14 protein-coding genes and 1 pseudogene are annotated in these 20,798 nt (G+C 29.2%); 13 read left to right on the top strand and 2 right to left on the bottom strand.

Annotated elements, in window-relative coordinates; genetic code table 11:
- Positions 1–70: 70 nt before the first annotated feature.
- The 10 genes and pseudogenes from BSD9I1_RS06585 (at position 71) to BSD9I1_RS06540 (ending at position 11,073) form a co-directional block, all read left to right on the top strand.
- Positions 71–457 (top strand): hypothetical protein, encoded by a 387-nt coding sequence (locus BSD9I1_RS06585; protein WP_186429668.1) that lies wholly within the window; start codon positions 71–73, stop codon positions 455–457.
- Between the two features lie 400 nt (positions 458–857).
- Positions 858–1,145, top strand: a complete 288-nt coding sequence (locus BSD9I1_RS06580; RefSeq protein ID WP_186429667.1) for a hypothetical protein — start codon at positions 858–860, stop codon at positions 1,143–1,145.
- A 4-nt stretch (positions 1,146–1,149) separates the two neighbouring features.
- Positions 1,150–4,293: a hypothetical protein gene (locus tag BSD9I1_RS06575; protein WP_186429666.1), complete on the top strand. Its 3,144-nt coding sequence runs from the start codon at positions 1,150–1,152 to the stop codon at positions 4,291–4,293.
- Between the two features lie 343 nt (positions 4,294–4,636).
- Complete coding sequence (locus BSD9I1_RS06570) at positions 4,637–5,077, top strand: hypothetical protein (protein ID WP_186429665.1); 441 nt, start codon at positions 4,637–4,639, stop codon at positions 5,075–5,077.
- A gap of 57 nt (positions 5,078–5,134) precedes the next feature.
- Positions 5,135–5,893, top strand: coding sequence for a hypothetical protein (locus tag BSD9I1_RS06565; RefSeq protein ID WP_186429664.1), 759 nt, complete (start codon positions 5,135–5,137; stop codon positions 5,891–5,893).
- Positions 5,894–6,267: 374 nt separating this feature from the next.
- Positions 6,268–7,539: a DEAD/DEAH box helicase family protein gene (locus tag BSD9I1_RS06560; RefSeq protein ID WP_186429663.1), complete on the top strand. Its 1,272-nt coding sequence runs from the start codon at positions 6,268–6,270 to the stop codon at positions 7,537–7,539.
- A pseudogene (locus BSD9I1_RS06555) lies at positions 7,448–8,077 on the top strand (recombinase family protein). Before BSD9I1_RS06560 ends, BSD9I1_RS06555 begins: the two are co-directional and overlap by 92 nt.
- A gap of 139 nt (positions 8,078–8,216) precedes the next feature.
- On the top strand, positions 8,217–9,716 hold the full coding sequence (locus BSD9I1_RS06550; protein ID WP_186429662.1) for an AAA family ATPase: 1,500 nt from the start codon (positions 8,217–8,219) through the stop codon (positions 9,714–9,716).
- Positions 9,697–10,728: an HNH endonuclease gene (locus BSD9I1_RS06545; RefSeq protein ID WP_186429661.1), complete on the top strand. Its 1,032-nt coding sequence runs from the start codon at positions 9,697–9,699 to the stop codon at positions 10,726–10,728. The genes BSD9I1_RS06550 and BSD9I1_RS06545 overlap by 20 nt, the downstream gene beginning before the upstream one ends.
- A gap of 114 nt (positions 10,729–10,842) precedes the next feature.
- Positions 10,843–11,073: a DUF4238 domain-containing protein gene (locus BSD9I1_RS06540; protein ID WP_186429660.1), complete on the top strand. Its 231-nt coding sequence runs from the start codon at positions 10,843–10,845 to the stop codon at positions 11,071–11,073.
- A 511-nt stretch (positions 11,074–11,584) separates the two neighbouring features.
- On the opposite strand, the gene kwaB is transcribed toward BSD9I1_RS06540, so the two are convergent.
- Together kwaB and kwaA are read right to left on the bottom strand one after the other, a co-directional pair.
- Positions 11,585–12,547 carry an anti-phage protein KwaB gene (gene kwaB / locus BSD9I1_RS06535; RefSeq protein WP_186429659.1) on the bottom strand — a complete coding sequence of 321 codons (963 nt, stop codon included), beginning with the start codon at positions 12,545–12,547 and terminating at the stop codon, positions 11,585–11,587.
- Positions 12,534–13,142, bottom strand: a complete 609-nt coding sequence (gene kwaA / locus BSD9I1_RS06530) for an anti-phage protein KwaA (RefSeq protein WP_207653886.1) — start codon at positions 13,140–13,142, stop codon at positions 12,534–12,536. Before kwaA ends, kwaB begins: the two co-directional genes overlap by 14 nt.
- Positions 13,143–14,467: 1,325 nt before the next feature.
- Here kwaA and hsdR point away from each other — a divergent pair.
- From hsdR to BSD9I1_RS06515, 3 genes are read left to right on the top strand one after another with little or no spacing between them, the layout of a single operon-like run.
- Entirely contained in the window at positions 14,468–17,731 is a 3,264-nt protein-coding gene (gene hsdR / locus BSD9I1_RS06525) for a type I restriction-modification system endonuclease (protein WP_186429657.1), read from the top strand.
- Between the two features lie 2 nt (positions 17,732–17,733).
- A complete protein-coding gene (locus BSD9I1_RS06520; RefSeq protein WP_186429656.1) occupies positions 17,734–19,146 on the top strand; it encodes an N-6 DNA methylase in 1,413 nt (470 codons plus the stop codon).
- A gap of 15 nt (positions 19,147–19,161) precedes the next feature.
- The gene (locus BSD9I1_RS06515) at positions 19,162–20,652 is read left to right on the top strand and encodes a restriction endonuclease subunit S (RefSeq protein ID WP_186429655.1); all 1,491 of its coding nucleotides are present in this window, start codon (positions 19,162–19,164) and stop codon (positions 20,650–20,652) included.
- The last annotated feature ends 146 nt before the right edge of the window (positions 20,653–20,798 follow it).

Raw genomic sequence — 20,798 nt, 5'->3', positions numbered from 1 at the left:
TTTACATTATTCGTATACCCATTAGGCTAATAATTGGAAATAACAAAATAAAAGCGAGGGAAATGATGTAATGAATAGTAATGTTAATGAGATACCTAAAACAATTGGTTATATTAATCATTGTTTTGTTGATATATTAAAAGGTTTTCGCATTATCATCAGTTATTCAGACTATACTGGTCCAAGCTCAGTGTCACATGTGCAAAAATCTTATGCTTTGGGAAAAAAAGATGTAGAATACAAATATCATATAAGCATTAAGAAAGTAAAAGATAAAGATAGTCATTTCTTTTTATATGAATTTAACTATTTCAATTATCAAACATTTCACTCTTATAATAATATGTTTACTATTAAAAATGAAGGAATAACTCACAAAATAGATCATATTTCATTAGAGGCATTAGTGCATGTTAATGGAAAACGAAAAAGTTGGTTAGATCAACATATTTATTAGATTGATGAATATACAATTATGATAGGCACAAGTTGTTAGAAACTACCTATTATTTATAAAATGGACATGTTGTGTATACAATAGGAAGTCAGAAGTATAGCAATAATTTGGAATGCACTAATTTCCATAAGCGAAATTAGCAATTCATAAGCTAAAAATTCTTATGTAATAATATTATAAAATCAAGTTTAATTAAGAATAGGATGAAATGCTTCTACATGTATTAAGATGATATTTTTAAGATTATGAACTATTGAATCCTAAAGTAAGTTACTTTGGAGCAAATTGACCGAATTAAGATTAATAATGTACATTACATGGGTTAACGCTTTTACCTATAATATAAAAATAGAGTTTAACATAAAAAATGTAATAATTGATATATGGAGGAGAGAAGTCTATGAATCAAATTATAGACAAGGTAATAGATTTAGGAATAGGTACTATGAGTAATATTATTGGAGGAATAGTATTGGCGGCAATCGGAGTATCGGTTGTTGCAAAAAATAAACGTAAATCAAACATAAAAATAAGTGGCTCTAAGGTTAAGGGGGATATTGTTCAGGGAGATAAGAAAAAAGGTTATCTTGATGATAAAAGACAATCTGATGATAAAAGAGCTTCAAATATGTCTATCATAGACACAGAAGTTGAAGGAGATATTGTTCAAGGTGACAAGGAGATTTGATAACATGTTGAAAGATTCAATCAAAATAAAGGATTCGGAAGTATCAGGAGATGTAATTAATGGAGATAAAATAACATATGGAATTGATGAAGATAAGATTAGGGAAATTATAGGGAGCCAATTTACTTTGCAGCGAACTTTATCTATGATTCATGAAGATGAACTTATAAGTATAGCAAAGGACTTACTAAATTCATCAATTCCCCCCTCACTTTTATCTTTGTTTCCAGAGGCAAATGAGTACACGGTTAACGCTATAACATTTTTGCAGACGGAGACAAGGCATGTAACTGAATTTGCGAAAGATAAGAATGCCAATACATTGAAATTCAATGAAATTGTCGAGGCGGAGGGTAATGCTCACTTGATAGTAGCATCTGGTGGAACAGGTAAAACGCATGCCCTATGGAATTTTGGTAATGAACTTATAAAAACTTCTAAATTATTTCCAATTTTTATTTCCTTAAGCGACTTTGCAACTACTAATGAAGTAGTCAATTTCATCGAGAAGAAAATATCAACAAATGACCTTAGATCCATTACTAAAAATCCATCAGTTATTTTTTTACTTGATGGTTGGTCCCAATTTCCAAAGAATGTACCAAGTGCAGATGACTCAGAACGACGTAAACTACTAAGTCTTTTAGGTGATAGGAAAATAATTGCAACTGCAAGATACACAAATCAATATGATCATCGTTTTAAAATATGGACTTTAGAGGGATTATCAGAGGTGACTATATCATCCGCCATTTCGGTTGCTTGTCCTGATTCGCCGGAAATCCCTATTGAATTAAAAGATTTATTAAAATTACCATTAGCACTTATTTTATATTTACTTATGGGAGGTAAAGTATCCACAAGAGGAGAGCTTATCAGTGCTTTTCATAATCAGTTGACTGGGTATTTGAAAGATTGTGAGACTTTAAATGATATTCTTAGCATAGCAGTTGCACGATTAACATTATTTACTGATAGTAGAAAATATTCTGATTTCTATGCTGAAATAAAGGATATAGAGAGAAATCGTAATGTGAAGGGGGTTAAGTTGTTCATAGAACAGCTTGGTACATTGGGCAATCGTCAAGATAAGATACAGCCCATACATGATCTCTATTGGGACTGGCTTGTTGGGTGTGGGGTATTTAATGATTGGTCAGAATTATCCATATATGTAGCACAATTTTTAAATTCAAGAGAATTTGTAAAACTTGCACTCGAAAGTGGTAGGCGGCTGTGTGTTGAAGATGTAAAATCTCTTTTAGATATTGACATTATATTTGTTGCAATATTCATTCCGTATCTGAGGTTAAAAACAATGGGAGAAAAACAGACTTTTAATCGTTTTGTGAGCAAAATTGATGAGTTATTAAGTAGCGAGCACTCTATACAGCAATATAGAGGAGTAATTGGCGCTATCACTAGTAAAAACAGAGATTTATTAAAAAAGGCATTGAAAGCAATATCAAATTTAAGTGAGCAAGGTTATTACCTTCATGGTTTAGAAACAATATTTGATGTGGAATTGTTATGGGAGAATAGGGAGATAGTAAGTGCTTGGCTAGAAAATTCTAAAGGAAAGCACTATTTGTTAGATTCAATACAAAATTCGAGGCAAAATAAGTGGGTAGATTGGCTTAGTGATCAATTACAGAAAGGCAAACTGACACGGGGTGAAGCTGTACAGGCAGCTTTAGGGTGTACAGACAATTTACCTATATGGATTGAACGTATTTTGCCAGATCTAATAAAAGTTGACCTAGGTGCTTATTACTTAAGATCTGCTGCCAAACGTGGAGATAATTTTCCTTTAGCAAGCTGGGTTGCCGAGCATTACAGTGAATATGTTAGTACAATTACCAATTCAATTTGGTGTGATCTTAATAGTATTCTTATTAATTGCGGTAACGATGCTCTATTTGATTTGATTAGTGATGAAATACCTTCCTTAGCACCTCATTTGCAGGAGGTGTTATTGTTTGTGCTTATAGAAACAGGAGATGAAAGGATAGGCAGGTTACAATCAATGCTGTTCAGAGGTGATTTAAAACAACGATATCATAAACTTTATGAAAAAGTATATACTGTAGTTTCTGATGCGCAAGCAAGAGAATGGGCTGAATCGAAAAATGATAAGCTTTCAGAATATGGATGGTCTGTGTTAGCAAAAAGGCATCAAAACGCAATACTTACTGAGCTTATATCAAACTTACCAAACAGTTTTTCTAATATGCATATTATTCCTACACTAAAAGCAATGAAGCACTTGAATTCTCCTCCTGAAAGTTTAATAAACGAATTGTGGAAAAGATTAATGGGAAATGTTCAACCTATGGTAATGGATGATATTCTCAATATATTATCAAAAATTATGCCGAATGGGATTCCCAGTGTGATTGGTGAGTTGCGACGTAACCCACGTTTACTTCCTTCATATCATGTAGCACAATTTATCAAGTATTTAAAAGAATGGCAGGAAAAAACTGGACTAAGGATTAGAACTTCATCCAAATATGGAGAAACGGAGTTTTCTGAGTTTCTTGTATTAGAAAATATTGCTCAAAATATAGATGATTATTTTGTTGTAAGAATGTGTAAGTTAGAGAGTAGCAATCTTGTTTTAGATTATATAACCGGTTTTTGGGAAAAAAGTAAATTAAATGTACTTAAGATTATTAGGAACATATCCGAATATAAATGTTATCATGAAGGAATTGTATTGATACTATTTTCTTTACCCGATGGTGAAGGGATAAAGGATATTATTAATCTCTTTCGAAATGCCTTATATACTTTTCCGGAAGCAATGCTGTTTCAAATTCTTAAGGCAATTACAGAACTCAACGACCAGAGTGAATTATTTAGATTACTTATCCATTATATTTCATTAAATCCATCTACGCAGCATATAAATTTTCATACGCAGCTTCTTTCTATGGTAATATCATTGCCAGATAAGGAAGTATATATATATGGTTATCTGTCAAAAATTTTAGCAATATATCCTGATGAAATATTACATAGTAAATTGCAATCTTATCTAGATGAATGCAATTATAATGCAATCTCGATAATTCGTTATATAGAGAGTTATACAAAAAAGCTTTTAATTAATGAACGTGGTCAGTGGATACATAATCAATATTAATAGACTTATCATAAATACAACTTAACATTATCCAGCTACTTATTAGGCTAATAATGGGTAGTCTATGTATATAAAATGTACATTATAATTTTGAAAGTGTCGTCAATGTAGTAGATAAATTATGGAGGCATAGGCGCTTTAAGTATACTATTTATGCCAGATGATTATGTTTTTGATACATAAGTTTTATATTACACTCTTTTGATTATTGTATGTTATTCAAGTTTTTTTGGGAAAAACAACATGGTATAATGGAAGGTAATAAAGGAAATTTGTGACCTATTAACGAACTATTAGAGAAACATCTAGCAAAATAACAAATGTAAAAGGAAAGAAAGATAAAATGAATAAACGATATGTAAGAGAATTTGATCCAATATTTGATGTTCTAGAAGAAAAAGCAAGAAATCATGAGCTTGTAGATAAACAAACTGTTAGAGTGCTTAATTTTGAAGTTATTAAGCGTAGAGAAAAGAGATTTAAAGAAAAAAGAAAATGTATTATTAATGGTTGTAGCAAAGAAAGTATAAAAAAGTCGCATTCTATTCAGAAATCCAAATCTTTAAAATTAATTTCTGAAGAAAATCATCTTCTACAACCATTATTTAAAGAAACGGGCGATAAGGTTGAAATGCATATGGATAGGGTGGGGATTAAAGATGCATCAACCTTTCCGGGCTACTGTTCAGATCATGAAAAACGGTTCGAAGAGTTTGAAATTACTGGAAAAATTTCGACAATATATCATGGTCAACTTCAGTCATATAGAACTATTTGTAGATAAATTGTTTTTAATACAGATGAATTAGATGCAGAAAGGTATAGATTAAGTAGGTATATGTTGATTCGTGATATAGAAGCTTTAGATTTTATTAATAATGAAAGTTCATTTAATAAAAAAATGAAATCTGTTAAGCTCACATACGAGGATAATTTTATTTTTACACAAAACAAGAAAATTAAACAGATCGAAGAAAATTTAAAAGTATTAAAGAAATACCAAAATTGTTTGTTCAGTTTGATTTTTGAAAAAAATCAAACTAATAATATTTATACAAACGGCATATCAATCAATGTACGATTACCTTTAGCTCTATGTGGATATGCCAGTGTAGGTGTTGAAGAAAAAGGAATTAGAAGAGTAGTTTATTGTATATTAAATGTTATTCCATCGGAGAATTCGACATCAATAGTAATTGTAGGATTAAAAGAAGATATAGCAATACTAGAGCCATATTGGAAGTATTATACTCAAAATAATATTAGTATATTGAACATGATAGAATCATTTATGATTCATGGAACTGATCATTGGTTTATAACACCATCTGTTTGGAATAGAGTTTCTTTAGAAAAGCAGAAAATTATACTCAATGATATTCTTGCTACTAATAAGTCATTTTTAGAACAGTTCGATTTATCAATTTTTGATGATATTAGACATGACTTTATTAAGCAACTTGAAATACAGCAAAAATTATGTTTTCAAAAGAGCATTGAAGATTTGATTATACATGAAAAAAAGAAGTTTTCAGTCGAGAATTATAAACCTACTAGAAGTGCAGAGGAAGGATTAATAGAAGTAATCAACAGAAAATAGTTAGTTGTATTTCTACGTGTTGCTAGTTATATCTATTGACTATAGTGTCTGATATTTAGGTAACCATAGTTATTAGTAAAACTATTTTATTTATCAAGATGTGGTATCGGGTACTGGGATCAAGAAAATCTAATATAACTTCTCACTATTAATATTATATAAAGAAAGCTAATTCCATTAATCAAAATATAAAACCAAATAATTATATAATAAGATAAGGTGCAACAGCATAGTATTAACATAATAGTCCGACTAAGGGCGGTTTCTAACTTTCATCACAAACCCACATGAATAGTTGTTAACCGTCCATTGTTAACAATATCCAAAAATGTTAAAATAGTTATAAAAATGACCTTCGGAAAAGGGTGATATATATGGCAATTAAAGAGGATTACATTAAGCTTGGAAGCGCTGCTGAGGATTTATTTATAGAAGTGTTTTGTGAAACCTTTGGGCCTGAAAAGGCAAACAGTATAGTAATTCAGCATCCCTTTGTAGATATATACGGTAAAAACAGATTTATAGATTTTGCACTGCTATGTGATGGAAAAAAGGTAGCAGTTGAAATAGATGGGGAAACCTATCACAATCCAAACAAGGTTTCCAATGAAAAGTACTATGATGATTTACTTAAGCAAAATAGCTTAATATATGAAAATTGGAAGGTTTATAGATGGACATATGGGCAGCTTAAAGATCATAAGGAAAGGGTTAAAGATCAGCTTTTAACTTTCTTAGGAGAGCTTCCTACTTTTAAAGAAATAGAAGACTTTCTTCCTAAACAAAAGGGTAAGATTTTAGAACTTAAAGAACATCAAAAACAAGCTTTAGATAATTTAAAGGCTATGAGAGAAAATGGAGAATCCATAGCCTTACTTTATCATGCAACGGGTACGGGTAAAACTGTTACTGCAGTGGAGGATGCCAAGGGGGTTAATAAAAGAACTTTTTTTATAGCTCACACCGATGAACTTATAAATCAAGCGGAAAATACATTTAAGAGTTTGTGGAATGACAAAAGCTGTGGAGTGTTTAAAGGTGATAGAAAGGAAAAGGATGCCTTTATATTATGTGCAACGATTCAAAGCATGAATGCAAACTTAAAGGATTTTAGTCCTGAGGATTTTAAATACATAATAATTGATGAAGCACATCATGGAGCAGCGGAAACTTATAAAAAGTTACTTAGTTATTTTAAGCCTGAATTTACGTTAGGACTGACTGCAACTCCTGAAAGAGCTGATGGGGAAAGTATATTAGAATTATTTAAAAATGTAGCCCATAAATTGGATTTAAAAACAGCTGTGGAGCTTGGAGAACTTGTGCCTATAAGATGCATTAGAGTTAAAACCAATGTGGATTTGCAGAGTGTTAGGATAAATGGAATTAAGTATAATTCAAGTGATTTAGAAAGCAAGCTTTATGTGCCAGATAGAAATAATTTAATAGTAGATACTTATTTAGAATACGTTAAAAATAAGAAAATCGTGGTATTTTCTACACTGCTAAAACATGCAGAAGAAATAGCGGACATATTTAATCCTAAGTATGTATATGATATTTGGATATACGAGAATAAGTACACAAAAGGAAAAACAAACTACAGACCGTCAAAGAATAACATTGGAGCAATACGCAACAGTTAATAATTTTAAGTTTCATGAATTGATCGAGGAAAGAATATCTGGAAATATTCAAGCAGATCATAGGACACAATATAATAACTTAAAATCTAAACTTAGACAAGATGATATATTAATCATTACTGATATTGATGGACTTGGCAGAAGTGCTGACGACGTAATCATTGAATTTAAGAAGTTAAAGGCTGGCGGTATTAGAGTTATTGCGTTAGATACTCCATATCTAAATGAATGGGAGAAAATCCAAGATAGCAGCATATAAAATATGATAGCTGATATATTTTCACTCTAAAGGCCCACATGGCCCAACAGGAACGTGAAAAGACGATTGAACGTATTTAATCAAGGGGTGGCAGTCGCTAGAGCAAAGGGAAAGCAATTAGGAAGATCAAAAGCTGAATTACCCAAGGACTTTATTAGAGGGTACAAGAAGTTTAAAGAGGGCGCTTATGGCGATATGTCTGCTTCAGCATTCGCTAAGATGTTGGGTATTGTTAGGAATACATTATACAAATATATTAAATTACATGAAGAGGCTTAAATCACCTCTTCTTTTTATTATGTTAAAAGCTCAATATTTATATTAAGTAAAATAATAAAAATAACTTTAATTGTAGAAATATGGTATAATTTCCTTATGATTTATGCAGACAGAAAAATATTATTTATAGGAGGCACAATTGATATTAAAATATTTATATGTTAAGAATTATAAAAAGTTTAAAGATATAGAAATAAAGTTCTATGATTATAATGATAGAAAAAATAATAAATTGATGGATAGAATATATGAAAATATAAATTTAACAGTATTTGTTGGTGAAAATGGTGCTGGAAAAACTACAATTTTAAGTTTTATAACTCATGTGTTTAAAAATTTGCAAAGATTTCATAATAGAATACCAAGTGATTTTAAAATAATATATTCTACTGAAAAAGAACAATGTGAAGATATAATTATTGAGAAAATAGAGCAAGAAATATTTTTCTCTATTAATGGAAGAAAGAAGTTACTGTTAGAGTTCGATGGAAAAACAAAAACTTACATAGGAGAAAAGAGTGAAAGAACTATAACTTATGATGATATTCAAAATAAACTACCTACAAATATTATAGTGTCATATTTTGATGTTGATTATCCCAATGATTATAATTGGAATTATATAGGGCATAAGTTGTTGAAAGTTAAGTCTATTGATAAACTTTATACAAGTACAGGCTTTGGTATGGATATATCTAAAGGTATAATAGAATTTTTTATAAAATATTTTTATAAAAATGATGATTTGAAAAATTTTTTTATTTCTTTAGGATTTAAGTTTTTAGAATATTTGTATGTATATAGAAATTTTGATTTTAATGAAAATGAAAAATATGAAATTTTTGAAGAGTTTTATGAAGAAGAAGGGTTTAATAATTGGGAAGAATTCTTAAGAAATACGAGTTTCCATAATGAATATGATTTTATAGATTATGTTATGAGTGAAAACTTTTGGAGTGATTATTGTGATAATACAATTATAATAGATGATGAAAGTGATATAAGTTTTTCGTATAATGAGAAGCTTAATTTTAAGAAATTCATTGAAGGAAGTTTTTTCAATGTAAGTTTATTGTATAGGCTTGTTTCAAAGAAAAAAATTTTTATTAATGAATTTTTTATTGAAAAAGATAATGAGATACTATCTCTTTATAAAATGAGTACAGGTGAAAAGATATTTCTATGTAGGTTATTTTATTTATTATCAACAATGCAAGATGGTTCATTAATAATATTGGAAGAACCAGAAATCCACCTCAATTACTCATGGGTAAAGCAATTAATTACAGTAATAAATCTTCTATTTAACGAATATAGAGTGCATTTTTTAATAAGCACTCATAACCATGCTTTTATTAATATGCTCTTCCCTGAAAATATCTTAATTTTAGAAGAAGGAGATATAAAGCATCCTAATTTTAATACTTTTCTTGCGAATGAAAGAGAAATAAATAGGAAATTATTTAAAAGTAGCAATACTAAAAATAATATAGAGAAAAAAATATTATCAATGATCGATATGGCAACGAAAGAGGAACTTGAAGAAATAATGAGTAATTTAGGTGAATCTTATTTTAAATATGAGGTATTTAAAAGATTAAATGAGATTGGTGATGAAAATGTGGAAGATAACAAATGAAATTAATAAAACTATTTTAAATGATTTTAGATATAAGTTAATAGAACCATTATTTGAAGAGATAATTTATTACAAAAGTCAGTCTTTAAGTATATCATTCACTGAAAATATAAAAAATGATATAAGTATAAAGCGTGGGAGCTCGAGAATTTTAATTAACTATTTAAATAAGAGAAAAACCAAAAAAGTCAGCCTTGGCAATTTAATAGAACAAATAATAAGTAAAAACTCATTAAAAGAATTGGAAGATAACTATAAAATATTCTTGTTTCAAAATAATGAGATAAATAGAGGAAATTATAATATTAAAGAAGAAAGTATTAGTGATGAATTCAAGTTCTTATTTATAGATTTTTTTTATGAAATGTTTTTTGACTATCATAATATTTGGCTATTAATTGATAGAAAAAAATATGAAAAAAAGTTTTATGATAGAAAAACGTTTCATATAAATTTTAAAAAAGAGAATAATATTGAGATATGTCCATATTGTGATATGGATACAACAATTAGTATATCTAATAATGAAATAGAGCATTTTTTACCTAAAAGAAAATTCCCGTTTTTATCCATGAATGCTTATAATCTTATACCATCTTGTACCGCTTGTAATAAAAAGTCAGAAGGTAAAGGTACGGATGTGTATATGCCTATATACTCGCCATATAATGTACAAATTGGGGACAAGCTTAAATTTGATAATGACATAATAAAACGTAAGATAGAAATAAATACGAATGAAAGTTTAGTAGAAAATTATTTGAAATTGTTGAATTTGAAATCAAAATATCGTCATAGTAGGGTATATGATTATGTTGAAGGAAAGGCAGAGGCAATTTATGATACAATAAGTGATATTGAAGAAATTGGAAAAGTAAATCTAACTGAAAAAGAAATTATAGATTATATAGATAAGAAATGCACTAAGTTTTCCAAGAAGGAACCATTAAGCTTTGCTATAAAATATGCGTTCAATAAATATGAACTTTATTTGAGATATAGAGATAGATAAATTATAAATCAACCTAATAAGTATCTTGTTAATAGTGAATACAGTATTTTATACAGAATTAGTCTTATCCAATTAATAGAATATATGTTTTCTAAATTATGGAGGTAGCATAAATTGAGTATTATAAAGGATCAGCATTATGTCCCTAAATTTTATTTAAGAAACTTTTCTAATAACAAGAAGAATATTGGTATGTTTAGGCATAAAGATAAGAAATTTATTCTAAATGCATCTATAAAAAGTGTAGCATATAGTATATTTTTATATGGTGAAGATGGAAAGTTAGAAAATTTTCTAAGCAAATTTGAAAGTAAGTGTGCAGAGATAATAAGAAAGATATACTGATAAATTTGTTTGCCTTAGTTGCCGCATGAAGGTTAAGTTTTTTATTAACATACGTTAGGTTTTAGAATAAAGTTCCATCCCATTAAAAGTGTTGATATTACTTCATTTGTAGTATATTAGGTTAAAAAGGTTAATATTTTTCCATATTAGTTAGAAATAGAGTAAGATAAATGCACAATATATTAATGAGCAAATTAAAGTTATACTACAACCACGACTACAACCAATACAATGGAATTAGTTAATCAATGGTAATTTAATATATACGCTTAATTAGCTAAATAAGAGGGTTTATGACTATATTAATATATACTAAGATTAGTAGGTGTTGACCCAGTTGGTCGGGGTTTCGGATCCTCCCCGCCGCACCAAAAAACCTAGAAGTTTTAAAGCTTCTAGGTTTTTTGATGTGCTTAAAAAATGTTTTTTTATTAAATAACACAACCTACTAAATGTTGAAGCTCTCATATTAAGTATAATACTAGTTATTATGACCTATTATCAAGTTAAGCTAAAAAGTTTTAATATTATCCTTTGCTAGACTATCATAATATAGCTGTGTTAATTCAGATAATAGGTAGTCATCATTTAAAAGTTTAACAAATAGTTTCTTTGAGCTTTTAGTATCAAGTAGTATTTTATTTGCTTTAGTATTATATTTGAATTTTCCCTTCAAGGCAGGATGAGTATTACTAAAAGTTACTATAGTATTCGATGAAACCTTCCCTAGTACTGGTGATGAAATAGAAACTTTTGTGAGCTTACGGGCAAAAGAAATATCATCAATCATTATATTTAACTCTGCAGGGTTTTCTAGAATTCCAGCGGCTTCAATAAGTTTTAGACATGACTTTGCCTTTTGTTGAATTACTTTGTGAAAACCAAAAAATTTCTCTAGGGTTTCTAATTTCTTTATAAATAAAGTCCCATTAAATTTGAAAAATTCAAAGGAAGGATTTATCTTAATAAAATCATCATTAAGCCTAGTAAACCTTTTACTGTCCCCTAGTCTTCTTAAGTTAAAAGTATTATCTTTCTTATATAGAAAGATAGGATAGTGTTGCTTATAAATAACTAAAGATTGTCCTTTATTTTCAATTAAGATAAGAATACCACGGATATCATCAAGTTTATCACATTTAAAAGAAAATTCAGGTAAATCCTCGTCCTTGAGTATTTCATCCATGGCAGTTAATTCTTGTGGAATTTCTTCAAGGTCATATTCATATAAAACTTTTGTTCTGTCATCAGCGCTAGATATGCTGATGACATCTAATTCATCATCATTAATAATATCTTGACGAATTGTATTTATAAATTGCATTGTTAATTCATTCTGAGATTCTTCATCAATATCAACTAATCTCAAATCAGTATCTCCATTATGTTTTAATATAAAATAAACTTCTGCTAACAAGGTTTCTTCATTTTCTAGAAGAATCTCTAGTTTTTCTTTTAACTCAGTTTTTGTCATTTTTCACCCTCACATAATAAATTTTTTCATCTAGTTTTTTATAACTCACTTTCATACCTAGTGCTAGCTTTTCTGTTGAAATTAGTATAATGTCTTGTCTATCACCAGTTCTAAAAGTACCATCTACCTTATAGATACGAAATCCTAAAAGTGCTAATGATGGGTTTGCATAAAACATATTTGTTTTAACGTAAATAGCTCCAATAATTATGAGTAATAAGAAAAAGGCGATCGTATACCTTAGACTATCAAAGTTAAAGGTTATTAGTGGAATAATGTAGGTAGTAAGAAAAGCAAGATGATCATGATTGAGATTTTCTAGTTTTGTTATTTCAAAAGGTGTTCTTTTACTACCACCTAACTTATATTTAAAACGACTAAAAAAAATTATACCACTAAATAAAAATAAAGATGAAATTAAAGGTAGAACATTTCTTTTTGTTAGTTCTTTTAGCCCTATAAAATATGAGTTAGGGCCTAAGTAGAATGGAATATCTATTTTTATAATAATTATAAATACAAAGAGTAACCATAAAGAAATTATATAAAGCTCTATCTTACCCCAAGTTTCGCTTGCATTAGCTATAATTAACACAACCTTTCTTTTATATAATAGGTATTCCATGTAGTGTTTAATTATCATTGATAAAACAGTGTTAAGTTTGTTAGATGTATGTCAGAATGAATATATCTGTATATTTATAAAGAATAAAGTTACATTTATAATTAAATAATAACATATTTGGGTAAATAATTGAAATATTACATATGCTATACTCTTACCGTAGTTAAATCTTAATAAAATGTATAAAATTTTATATTCTTTAACATATTCTATTCTCGAATAGCAATTTTAATATTTTTTCTCCATAAGATGCTTTATCTCATTAATCTAAGTTAATTATTTTATATTTTTACTATACAATAATACATTTGAACATTCAAATTTAACATTAGTTGAATAAGTAAGTATATTAAATTATTAAATGAAATAAATATAAATATTCTATTAACAAGATAGTTTGTTACTAGAATATATAAATCATGGTTAAGCGAGGGCTAGGGGGTTAAGGGGAAAGGGATAAGGGATAAGCCTGAAAATCCGTAGGATTTTGAAGACGCTTTCTCTCTTTTTTCTTGAAAAATAGAGGCTACGCCTATATTTAATTTTTATATTAAATATTACCTATATGTTAGTACATTTATAAAAATAAATAATGAGTTTTAATTAAAAGTAAAGGTAAAATTATCATAATAAAGATAGCACAACTTAAATAAGTTTTTATACGGTTTCATCAGTTACATCTTATCTCTTATCTATTTCTTATAAAGAATTATGAGAAATTAATATTAAAGAATAAACAGTACATTAGGACTAATTATAAAAAAATATTAAGACAGCAACATTAAGTTACTATATCTTTAATCCATTTTTAAAGAGTATTTATATGGGATTGCGTATTTTATAAAAATCATAGATGAAAATAAAGGAATGAGATATTTGCATAATTTAGATAATATTGAATGGGATTATTAGCAGTTTGTTTATAGTTGAAATATTCATAAAAGTTTATGATAATATAATTTATAGAATGAACATATTGGAGAAATCTAATATGCTTTTTTAATTTAAATTCCTAGAGGATAAACCTATTTTATAAATAGTACCAAATTCAGTAGTACTATTTCATGAGAATTAATAACTTCTGATAAAAAGAGCATAAGTATAATTTTATCTTCTTTATTTGATTTGTATAAAATAGTTAGTGTTTGACACTAAAAAACTAAATTTTATATCCATTTAAAACAAAATATATTTACTTGTAATTTTATAACACTAAAACATATGGGAAGCATATCAGATATACGTTATAATAGAACTATGTTATATTAGGGTGATATTTGTAAGGGGGACGTAAGATGAGTAATTTCACTTTTTTAAAAGAAAAGTGGCCTATACTTGAAAACTTAGGTAGATTAGCGGAGAGAAATCTTTATATAGATTCAAATACTACATTCATTAAATGTGGTATGTTTGGAGAAATTGTAGTTAAATTTATGTTTTCTATGGAAGAGATTAATGAATCTTTCCTAGCCAATGATAACAATCATAGCAATAGAATTAAGTTATTAAAGAGGGAAGATTTAATTCCAGATGATATTGATAATATACTTCATATGTTAAGAATAAAGAGAAATAGTGCAGCTCATAGTGGCTATGAAGATCTTGAAATGGCAAAAATCCAATTGGAATTAACCTTCAAGCTAGCAGTTTGGTTTATGCAAACTTATGGTGATTGGAGCTTTGAACCTGAGGCTTTTGAAATGCCAAAAGAAAGCGATCAGGATGAAAATATTAATGATATAACCAAAGAATATGAAGAAAAGTACAAAGCTTTAGAAGATGAACTTAACGCGTTAAAGGCTCAAGAAAAAAACAAGGAAGAATTAGAAAAGCGTAAAGAGCAGGGTAAAAAAGCTAGTAGAAATATTGAGTTAAGTGAGGCAGAAACGAGAAGGATAATAGATGCCCAGCTTCAAGGAGCAGGATGGGAATCTGATACTATTAATCTTAGATACTCAAAAGGGATAAGACCTCAAAAGGGAAGAAATTTAGCTATTGCTGAATGGCCAACATATTCAGAGGAAAAAGGTAATGGAGCAGTAGATTACGCTTTATTTATTGGAGAAAGGTTAGTAGGCTTTATAGAAGCCAAAAAATACTCTAAAGATGTTGCTGGTACTATGATTGAATCTAAAGTTTATGCCAAAGGGATAAAGGAAGAGCATGAATCTTATGTTGTTTCTAAGTGGAATGATTATAAAGTACCATTCTTATTTGCTTCTAATGGCAGAAAGTATATAAGAGAAATTGAGGACAAAAGTGGTGTGCATTTTTTAGATTCTAGAAATTCAAGGAATAATACAAAGGTACTTCAGGGATGGTATTCACCAGAAAAGCTTGATGCTATGCTTAATGAAAATGTAGAGTATGCAAATAAAAGCTTAGATGAGCTAAGTTTTGAATTTCTACAAGATGAAAACAGCATAGGACTTAGATATTATCAGGTGGATGCTATAAAGGCAGTTGAAAAAGCTATCATAGAAGAAAAAGAAACAGCTTTAATAACTATGGCTACAGGAACAGGAAAAACAAGAACTGTTTTAGGATTGATTTATAGATTAATTAAAACAAAAAGATATAGAAGAATTCTTTTCTTAGTTGATAGAACTTCATTAGGGGATCAAGCCTTGGATACCTTTAAAGAAGTTAAGATAGAAGATTTAAAAACTTTAAACCAAATTTATAACATTAATGGGCTTGATGAAAAACTTATTGATAAGGAAACTAAAATCCATATAGCTACAGTACAAGCTATGGTTAAAAGAATCATGTACAATGAAGATGAAACCAATATACCTTCTGTTGGTGATTATGATTGTATAATAGTTGATGAAGCTCATAGAGGATACACTTTAGATAAGGAAATGAGCGAAGGCGAAGTTGACTGGAGAGATAGTAGAGATTTCTTAAGTAAATATAAGAAAGTAATTGAGTATTTTGATGCTTTCAAAGTTGCACTTACAGCTACGCCAGCACTTCATACCACAATGATATTTGGTGCTCCAGTTTATAATTATAGTTATAGAGATGCGGTTATTGATGGATATCTTGTAGACCATGAACCACCTCATCTTATAGAAACTGAACTCACTCGCGATGGAGTTCACTATAATAAAGGGGATAAAGTAGCAAAATATAATAAGTTTACTGGAGAACTTATTAATGGAGCAGAATTAGATGATGATATTGACTTTGAAATAGATCAATTTAATAAGAAAGTAATTGTTGAGGCACATACAAGAGTTGCATTAGAAGAGGTTGCAAAATTTATTGATCCAGAAAATGATGAAGGAAAGACTTTAATATTTGCAGCAAGTGATGCACATGCTGATATGATAGTTAGGCTATTAAAAGATATTTTTAGAGAAACTATAGGTGGGGTAGATGATGATTCTATTCTTAAGATAACAGGAGCCATCAAAGATGCAGATTTAGCTATAAAGAAATTTAAGAATGAGAAATATCCAAATGTAGCTGTTACAGTTGATTTATTATCCACAGGAATTGATGTGCCTAGAATTGATAAAATAGTTTTTTTAAGAAGAGTAAAATCAAGAATACTTTATGAGCAAATGTTAGGTAGGGCAACAAGACTATGCGATAGTATCAATAAAACTCACTTTGAAATATTCGACTGTGTACGTTTATACGAAGCACTTAAAGATATGACAAATATGAAGCCTGTTGCAGCTAATCAAAATACCAGCTTTAAAATACTAAAGGAAACATTAGAAAGAGTAGATAGCATTGAGGAAAAAGAAGCAACGGTAAAAAAAGTAATAGCAAAACTTCAAAGAAAAAAGAAATTAATAGATGAAAATGAAAGACTAATATTTAAAAGCCTTTGTAATGATAAAACTCCGGAAGAATTCATAAAGACCCTTAAAGAAGTTGATACAGATACTGCTGTCAAGGAGATAATTAGAAGCAATACACTCATAGAATACTTAGATGAAAAGTATACAAATGATGAGGTTATAATTGTTTCAGATAGAGAAGATAAAGTAGTATCACATACAAGAGGATATGGAAAAGGTAAAAAGCCTGAAGATTATATTAATGAGTTTAAAAACTATATTGAGGAAAATAAGAATACTATTCAAGCTTTAGAAGTTGTCTGCACAAGGCCTCAGGATTTAACAAAGGAAAGCTTAAAGCAGCTTAAAGCAATACTTGATAATAATGGATTTAGTGAGGAATATTTAAAAACTGCTTGGAAAGATTTAAAACATGAAGAAATAGTAGCAGATATTATTGCCTTTATAAGACAACAAGCTTTAGGAAGTCTCCTAGAATCCAATGAGGAAAGAGTAAAAAGAGCAGTAACAAAAATAAAGAAGGAATACTATTTAACAAAGCCTCAAGAAAACTGGATTAATAGAATAGAAAAGGTTATGTTAAAAGAAGTAGTAATAGATAAAGAAACATTAAACACTGGAAGCTTTAAATCTCAAGGCGGTGGATTTGACAGACTTAATGAAAAGTTGTTTAATGGTAGCTTAGGAGAAATAATAACAAAGTTAAAAACATATATGTTTGAAGATAGGGAGATTGGCTAAAGATGAATACACAAGAAATAGTGAGTAAACTTTGGAACCTTTGTAATGTATTAAGAGATGATGGGATAACTTATCATCAATATGTAACAGAATTAACCTATATACTTTTTTTAAAGATGGCAAAGGAAACAGGAGCAGAAGATAAACTGCCGCAAGGATATAGATGGGATGATTTAAAATCTAAGAGCGGAATTGAACTTAAAACATTTTATAAAGATTTGCTAAATCATTTAGGAGAAGAAACTTCAGGGATAGTGCAGCAAATATATCAAGGTTCCTCAACTAATATAGAAGAACCAAAGAACTTAGAAAAAATAATTACAACTATAGATGGACTTGATTGGTACTCAGCTAAGGAAGAAGGTCTTGGTAACCTTTATGAAGGATTATTAGAAAAGAATGCATCTGAAAAGAAATCAGGAGCAGGACAATACTTTACTCCAAGAGTATTAATTGATGTTATGGTAAAGCTTATTGATCCAAAGCCTGGTGAAAAGTGTAATGACCCAGCAGCAGGAACCTTTGGATTTATGATAGCAGCAGATCATTACTTAAAAGAAAAAACAGATAATTATTTTGAATTAGATACGGACTTGCAGGAATTTCAAAGAACTAAGGCATTTTCAGGATGTGAATTAGTTCATGAAACACATAGATTAGCACTTATGAACGCTATGCTTCATGATATAGAAGGAAATATAATACTTGGAGATACATTAACTAATGTAGGAAAACAAATGAAAGACCTAGATGTAGTGCTTTCTAACCCTCCTTTTGGAACTAAAAAAGGTGGAGAAAGGGCTACAAGAGATGACTTAACATTTATGACATCAAATAAGCAATTAAACTTCTTACAACACATATACAGAAGCTTAAAACCAGACGGAAAAGCAAGAGCAGCGGTAGTATTACCAGATAATGTTTTATTCCAAGAAGGTGACGGAACAAAGATAAGGGAAGACTTAATGGATAAGTGTAACCTACACACAATATTAAGACTTCCAACAGGTATCTTCTATGCTCAAGGAGTTAAGACTAATGTATTATTCTTCACAAGAGGTACAACAGATAAGGATAATACAAAAGATGTATGGTTCTATGATTTAAGAACTAATATGAAGAACTTTAATAAAGGAAATCAATTAAAAGAAGCTACGTTTGATGAATTTATTAAGGCATACACTGCTGAAAACAGGGAAGCAGTAGAAGATGAAAGATGGAATAAGTTCACTAGAGAACAAATAAAGGACAAAAATGATAACCTAGATTTAGGACTTATAAAAGATGATTCAATTTTAGACTATGAAGATCTACCGGACCCAATAGAAAGTGCAGAAGAAGCAGTAGAAAAGTTAGAAGAGGCAACTGACTTACTTATGAGCGTTATTAAAGAACTAAGAAGCCTAGAGAAGTAAGGAGGTAGCAAAAGAATGGCTAAAAAGAATATGACATTGGAAGAAAAATTAGAAGAAGCTATTGTGAAGGATGCTCCTTATGAAGTACCGGAAAATTGGACGTGGAGCAAGATAAAATTTATAGGAAACGTAAAAGGTGGTAAAAGATTACCTAAAGGAAATCAATTGTTAGACTTTAAAACAGATCATCCATATATAAGAGTAGCTGATTTTGATTCAGGAACAATTGATATAGCAGGACTAAAATATCTAGATCAAGAAAGTTATAATCAAATTAAGAATTATACGATTAGTTCAAAGGATGTATATGTATCAATTGCTGGAAGTATAGGTAAAGTAGGAATAATACCTGAAGGTTTAGATGGAGCAAACTTAACTGAGAATGCAGCTAAAATAACGGATATTGCAATTATAAGTAATAAATACTTATATTATCTATTAGCATCTGATAAGCTTCAAAGAGATATGCAAGATTCTTCAATAGCGACTACCCAAGCTAAGCTTGCCTTGCATAAGATTGCAGATTTAGTAGTGCCTATTTCACCATTAAAAGAGCAACAAAGAATTGTTGATAGAATAGAAAGTCTTTTTGAGAAGTTAGATAAGGCTAAGGAATTAATTGAAGAAGCTAGAGATGGATTTGAAAAGAGAAAGGCTGCTATATTGAAGAAGGCTTTTAGAGGTGAGTTGACAGAGAAGTGGCGGTTAGAACATCCTGAGATAATGTCATCAGAAATATTGATAAAGAAAATTGAGCAAGAGAAAGAAAAACTCATTGAAGAAAAAATAATAAAAAGACAAAAACCTTTGCAAAAGTTAACTAGTGATGAAGCACCTTACGTTGTTGAAGATACATGGAGTTGGGTTAGGATTGATGATATCGCAATAAAAGTTACAGATGGAGAACACTCTACACCAATCAGGAGTGAGAATGGATACTATTTGTTATCAGCTAGGAATATTAGGGATGGGTACATTTGCTTAAAAGATGTTGATTACGTGCAAGAAAACGAATTTAGACGAATTTCTAAAAGATGTGATCCAGCTATCGGAGATATACTAATTTCATGCTCAGGAACTATTGGGAGAGTAGCCTTAGTGGATAAAAATAAAAGTTATGTTATGGTGCGTAGCGCTGCGATGATAAGGCCTGTACAAGGTTTAATTTCTCCAGAGTATGTATCATATGCATTAAGATCTCCAAACTTACAAAAACAGATGATAGACAAGTCGAAATCTACAGCCCAAGCTAATTTATTTTTAGGAGAAATAAAAACTCTAGTAATACCATTACCACCTTTGGATGAGCAAAATGAGATAGTAAATATTTTAAAAAAAATTTTAGAAGATGAATCCAAAATAGAAGAACTTACACAATTAGAGGAACAAATTGAGTTAATAAAGAAATCAATTTTAGCAAAAGCTTTTAGAGGTGAGCTTGGTACTAACTGTGAAGAAGATGAAAGTGCTTTAGAGTTATTAAAGGAAATCTTAAGTAAACAATAGAATATGAAGTAATATGAAAAGTCTTAGTTATTGGTTTAGCTAAGGCTTTTTATTTTCTTTAAATGTTATTTGCTTGATAAGCAAGGTTCGTGATGCTATAATGCACCTTTTATTTATATGTACTATTGTTTATTATTTACATTATA

Origin of the sequence: Clostridium sp. BSD9I1, assembly GCF_900185645.1 — a bacterium.
Taxonomy (GTDB): domain Bacteria; phylum Bacillota; class Clostridia; order Clostridiales; family Clostridiaceae; genus Clostridium_AK.
The sequence above is the reverse complement of the archived record's forward strand: the minus strand, read 5'-3'. Positions and strand labels throughout refer to the sequence as shown.

Bases quoted from the DNA above. Each gene is read 5' to 3' on its own strand.
- BSD9I1_RS06545 (WP_186429661.1), top strand. From the start codon at position 9,697: ATGTGGAAGATAACAAATGAAATTAATAAAACTATTTTAAATGATTTT.
- BSD9I1_RS06515 (WP_186429655.1), top strand. From the start codon at position 19,162: ATGGCTAAAAAGAATATGACATTGGAAGAAAAATTAGAAGAAGCTATT.
- BSD9I1_RS06560 (WP_186429663.1), top strand. From the start codon at position 6,268: ATGGCAATTAAAGAGGATTACATTAAGCTTGGAAGCGCTGCTGAGGAT.
- BSD9I1_RS06580 (WP_186429667.1), top strand. From the start codon at position 858: ATGAATCAAATTATAGACAAGGTAATAGATTTAGGAATAGGTACTATG.
- BSD9I1_RS06520 (WP_186429656.1), top strand. From the start codon at position 17,734: ATGAATACACAAGAAATAGTGAGTAAACTTTGGAACCTTTGTAATGTA.
- hsdR (WP_186429657.1), top strand. From the start codon at position 14,468: ATGAGTAATTTCACTTTTTTAAAAGAAAAGTGGCCTATACTTGAAAAC.
- BSD9I1_RS06585 (WP_186429668.1), top strand. From the start codon at position 71: ATGAATAGTAATGTTAATGAGATACCTAAAACAATTGGTTATATTAAT.
- BSD9I1_RS06575 (WP_186429666.1), top strand. From the start codon at position 1,150: ATGTTGAAAGATTCAATCAAAATAAAGGATTCGGAAGTATCAGGAGAT.
- BSD9I1_RS06570 (WP_186429665.1), top strand. From the start codon at position 4,637: ATGAATAAACGATATGTAAGAGAATTTGATCCAATATTTGATGTTCTA.
- kwaB (WP_186429659.1), bottom strand. From the start codon at position 12,547: ATGACAAAAACTGAGTTAAAAGAAAAACTAGAGATTCTTCTAGAAAAT.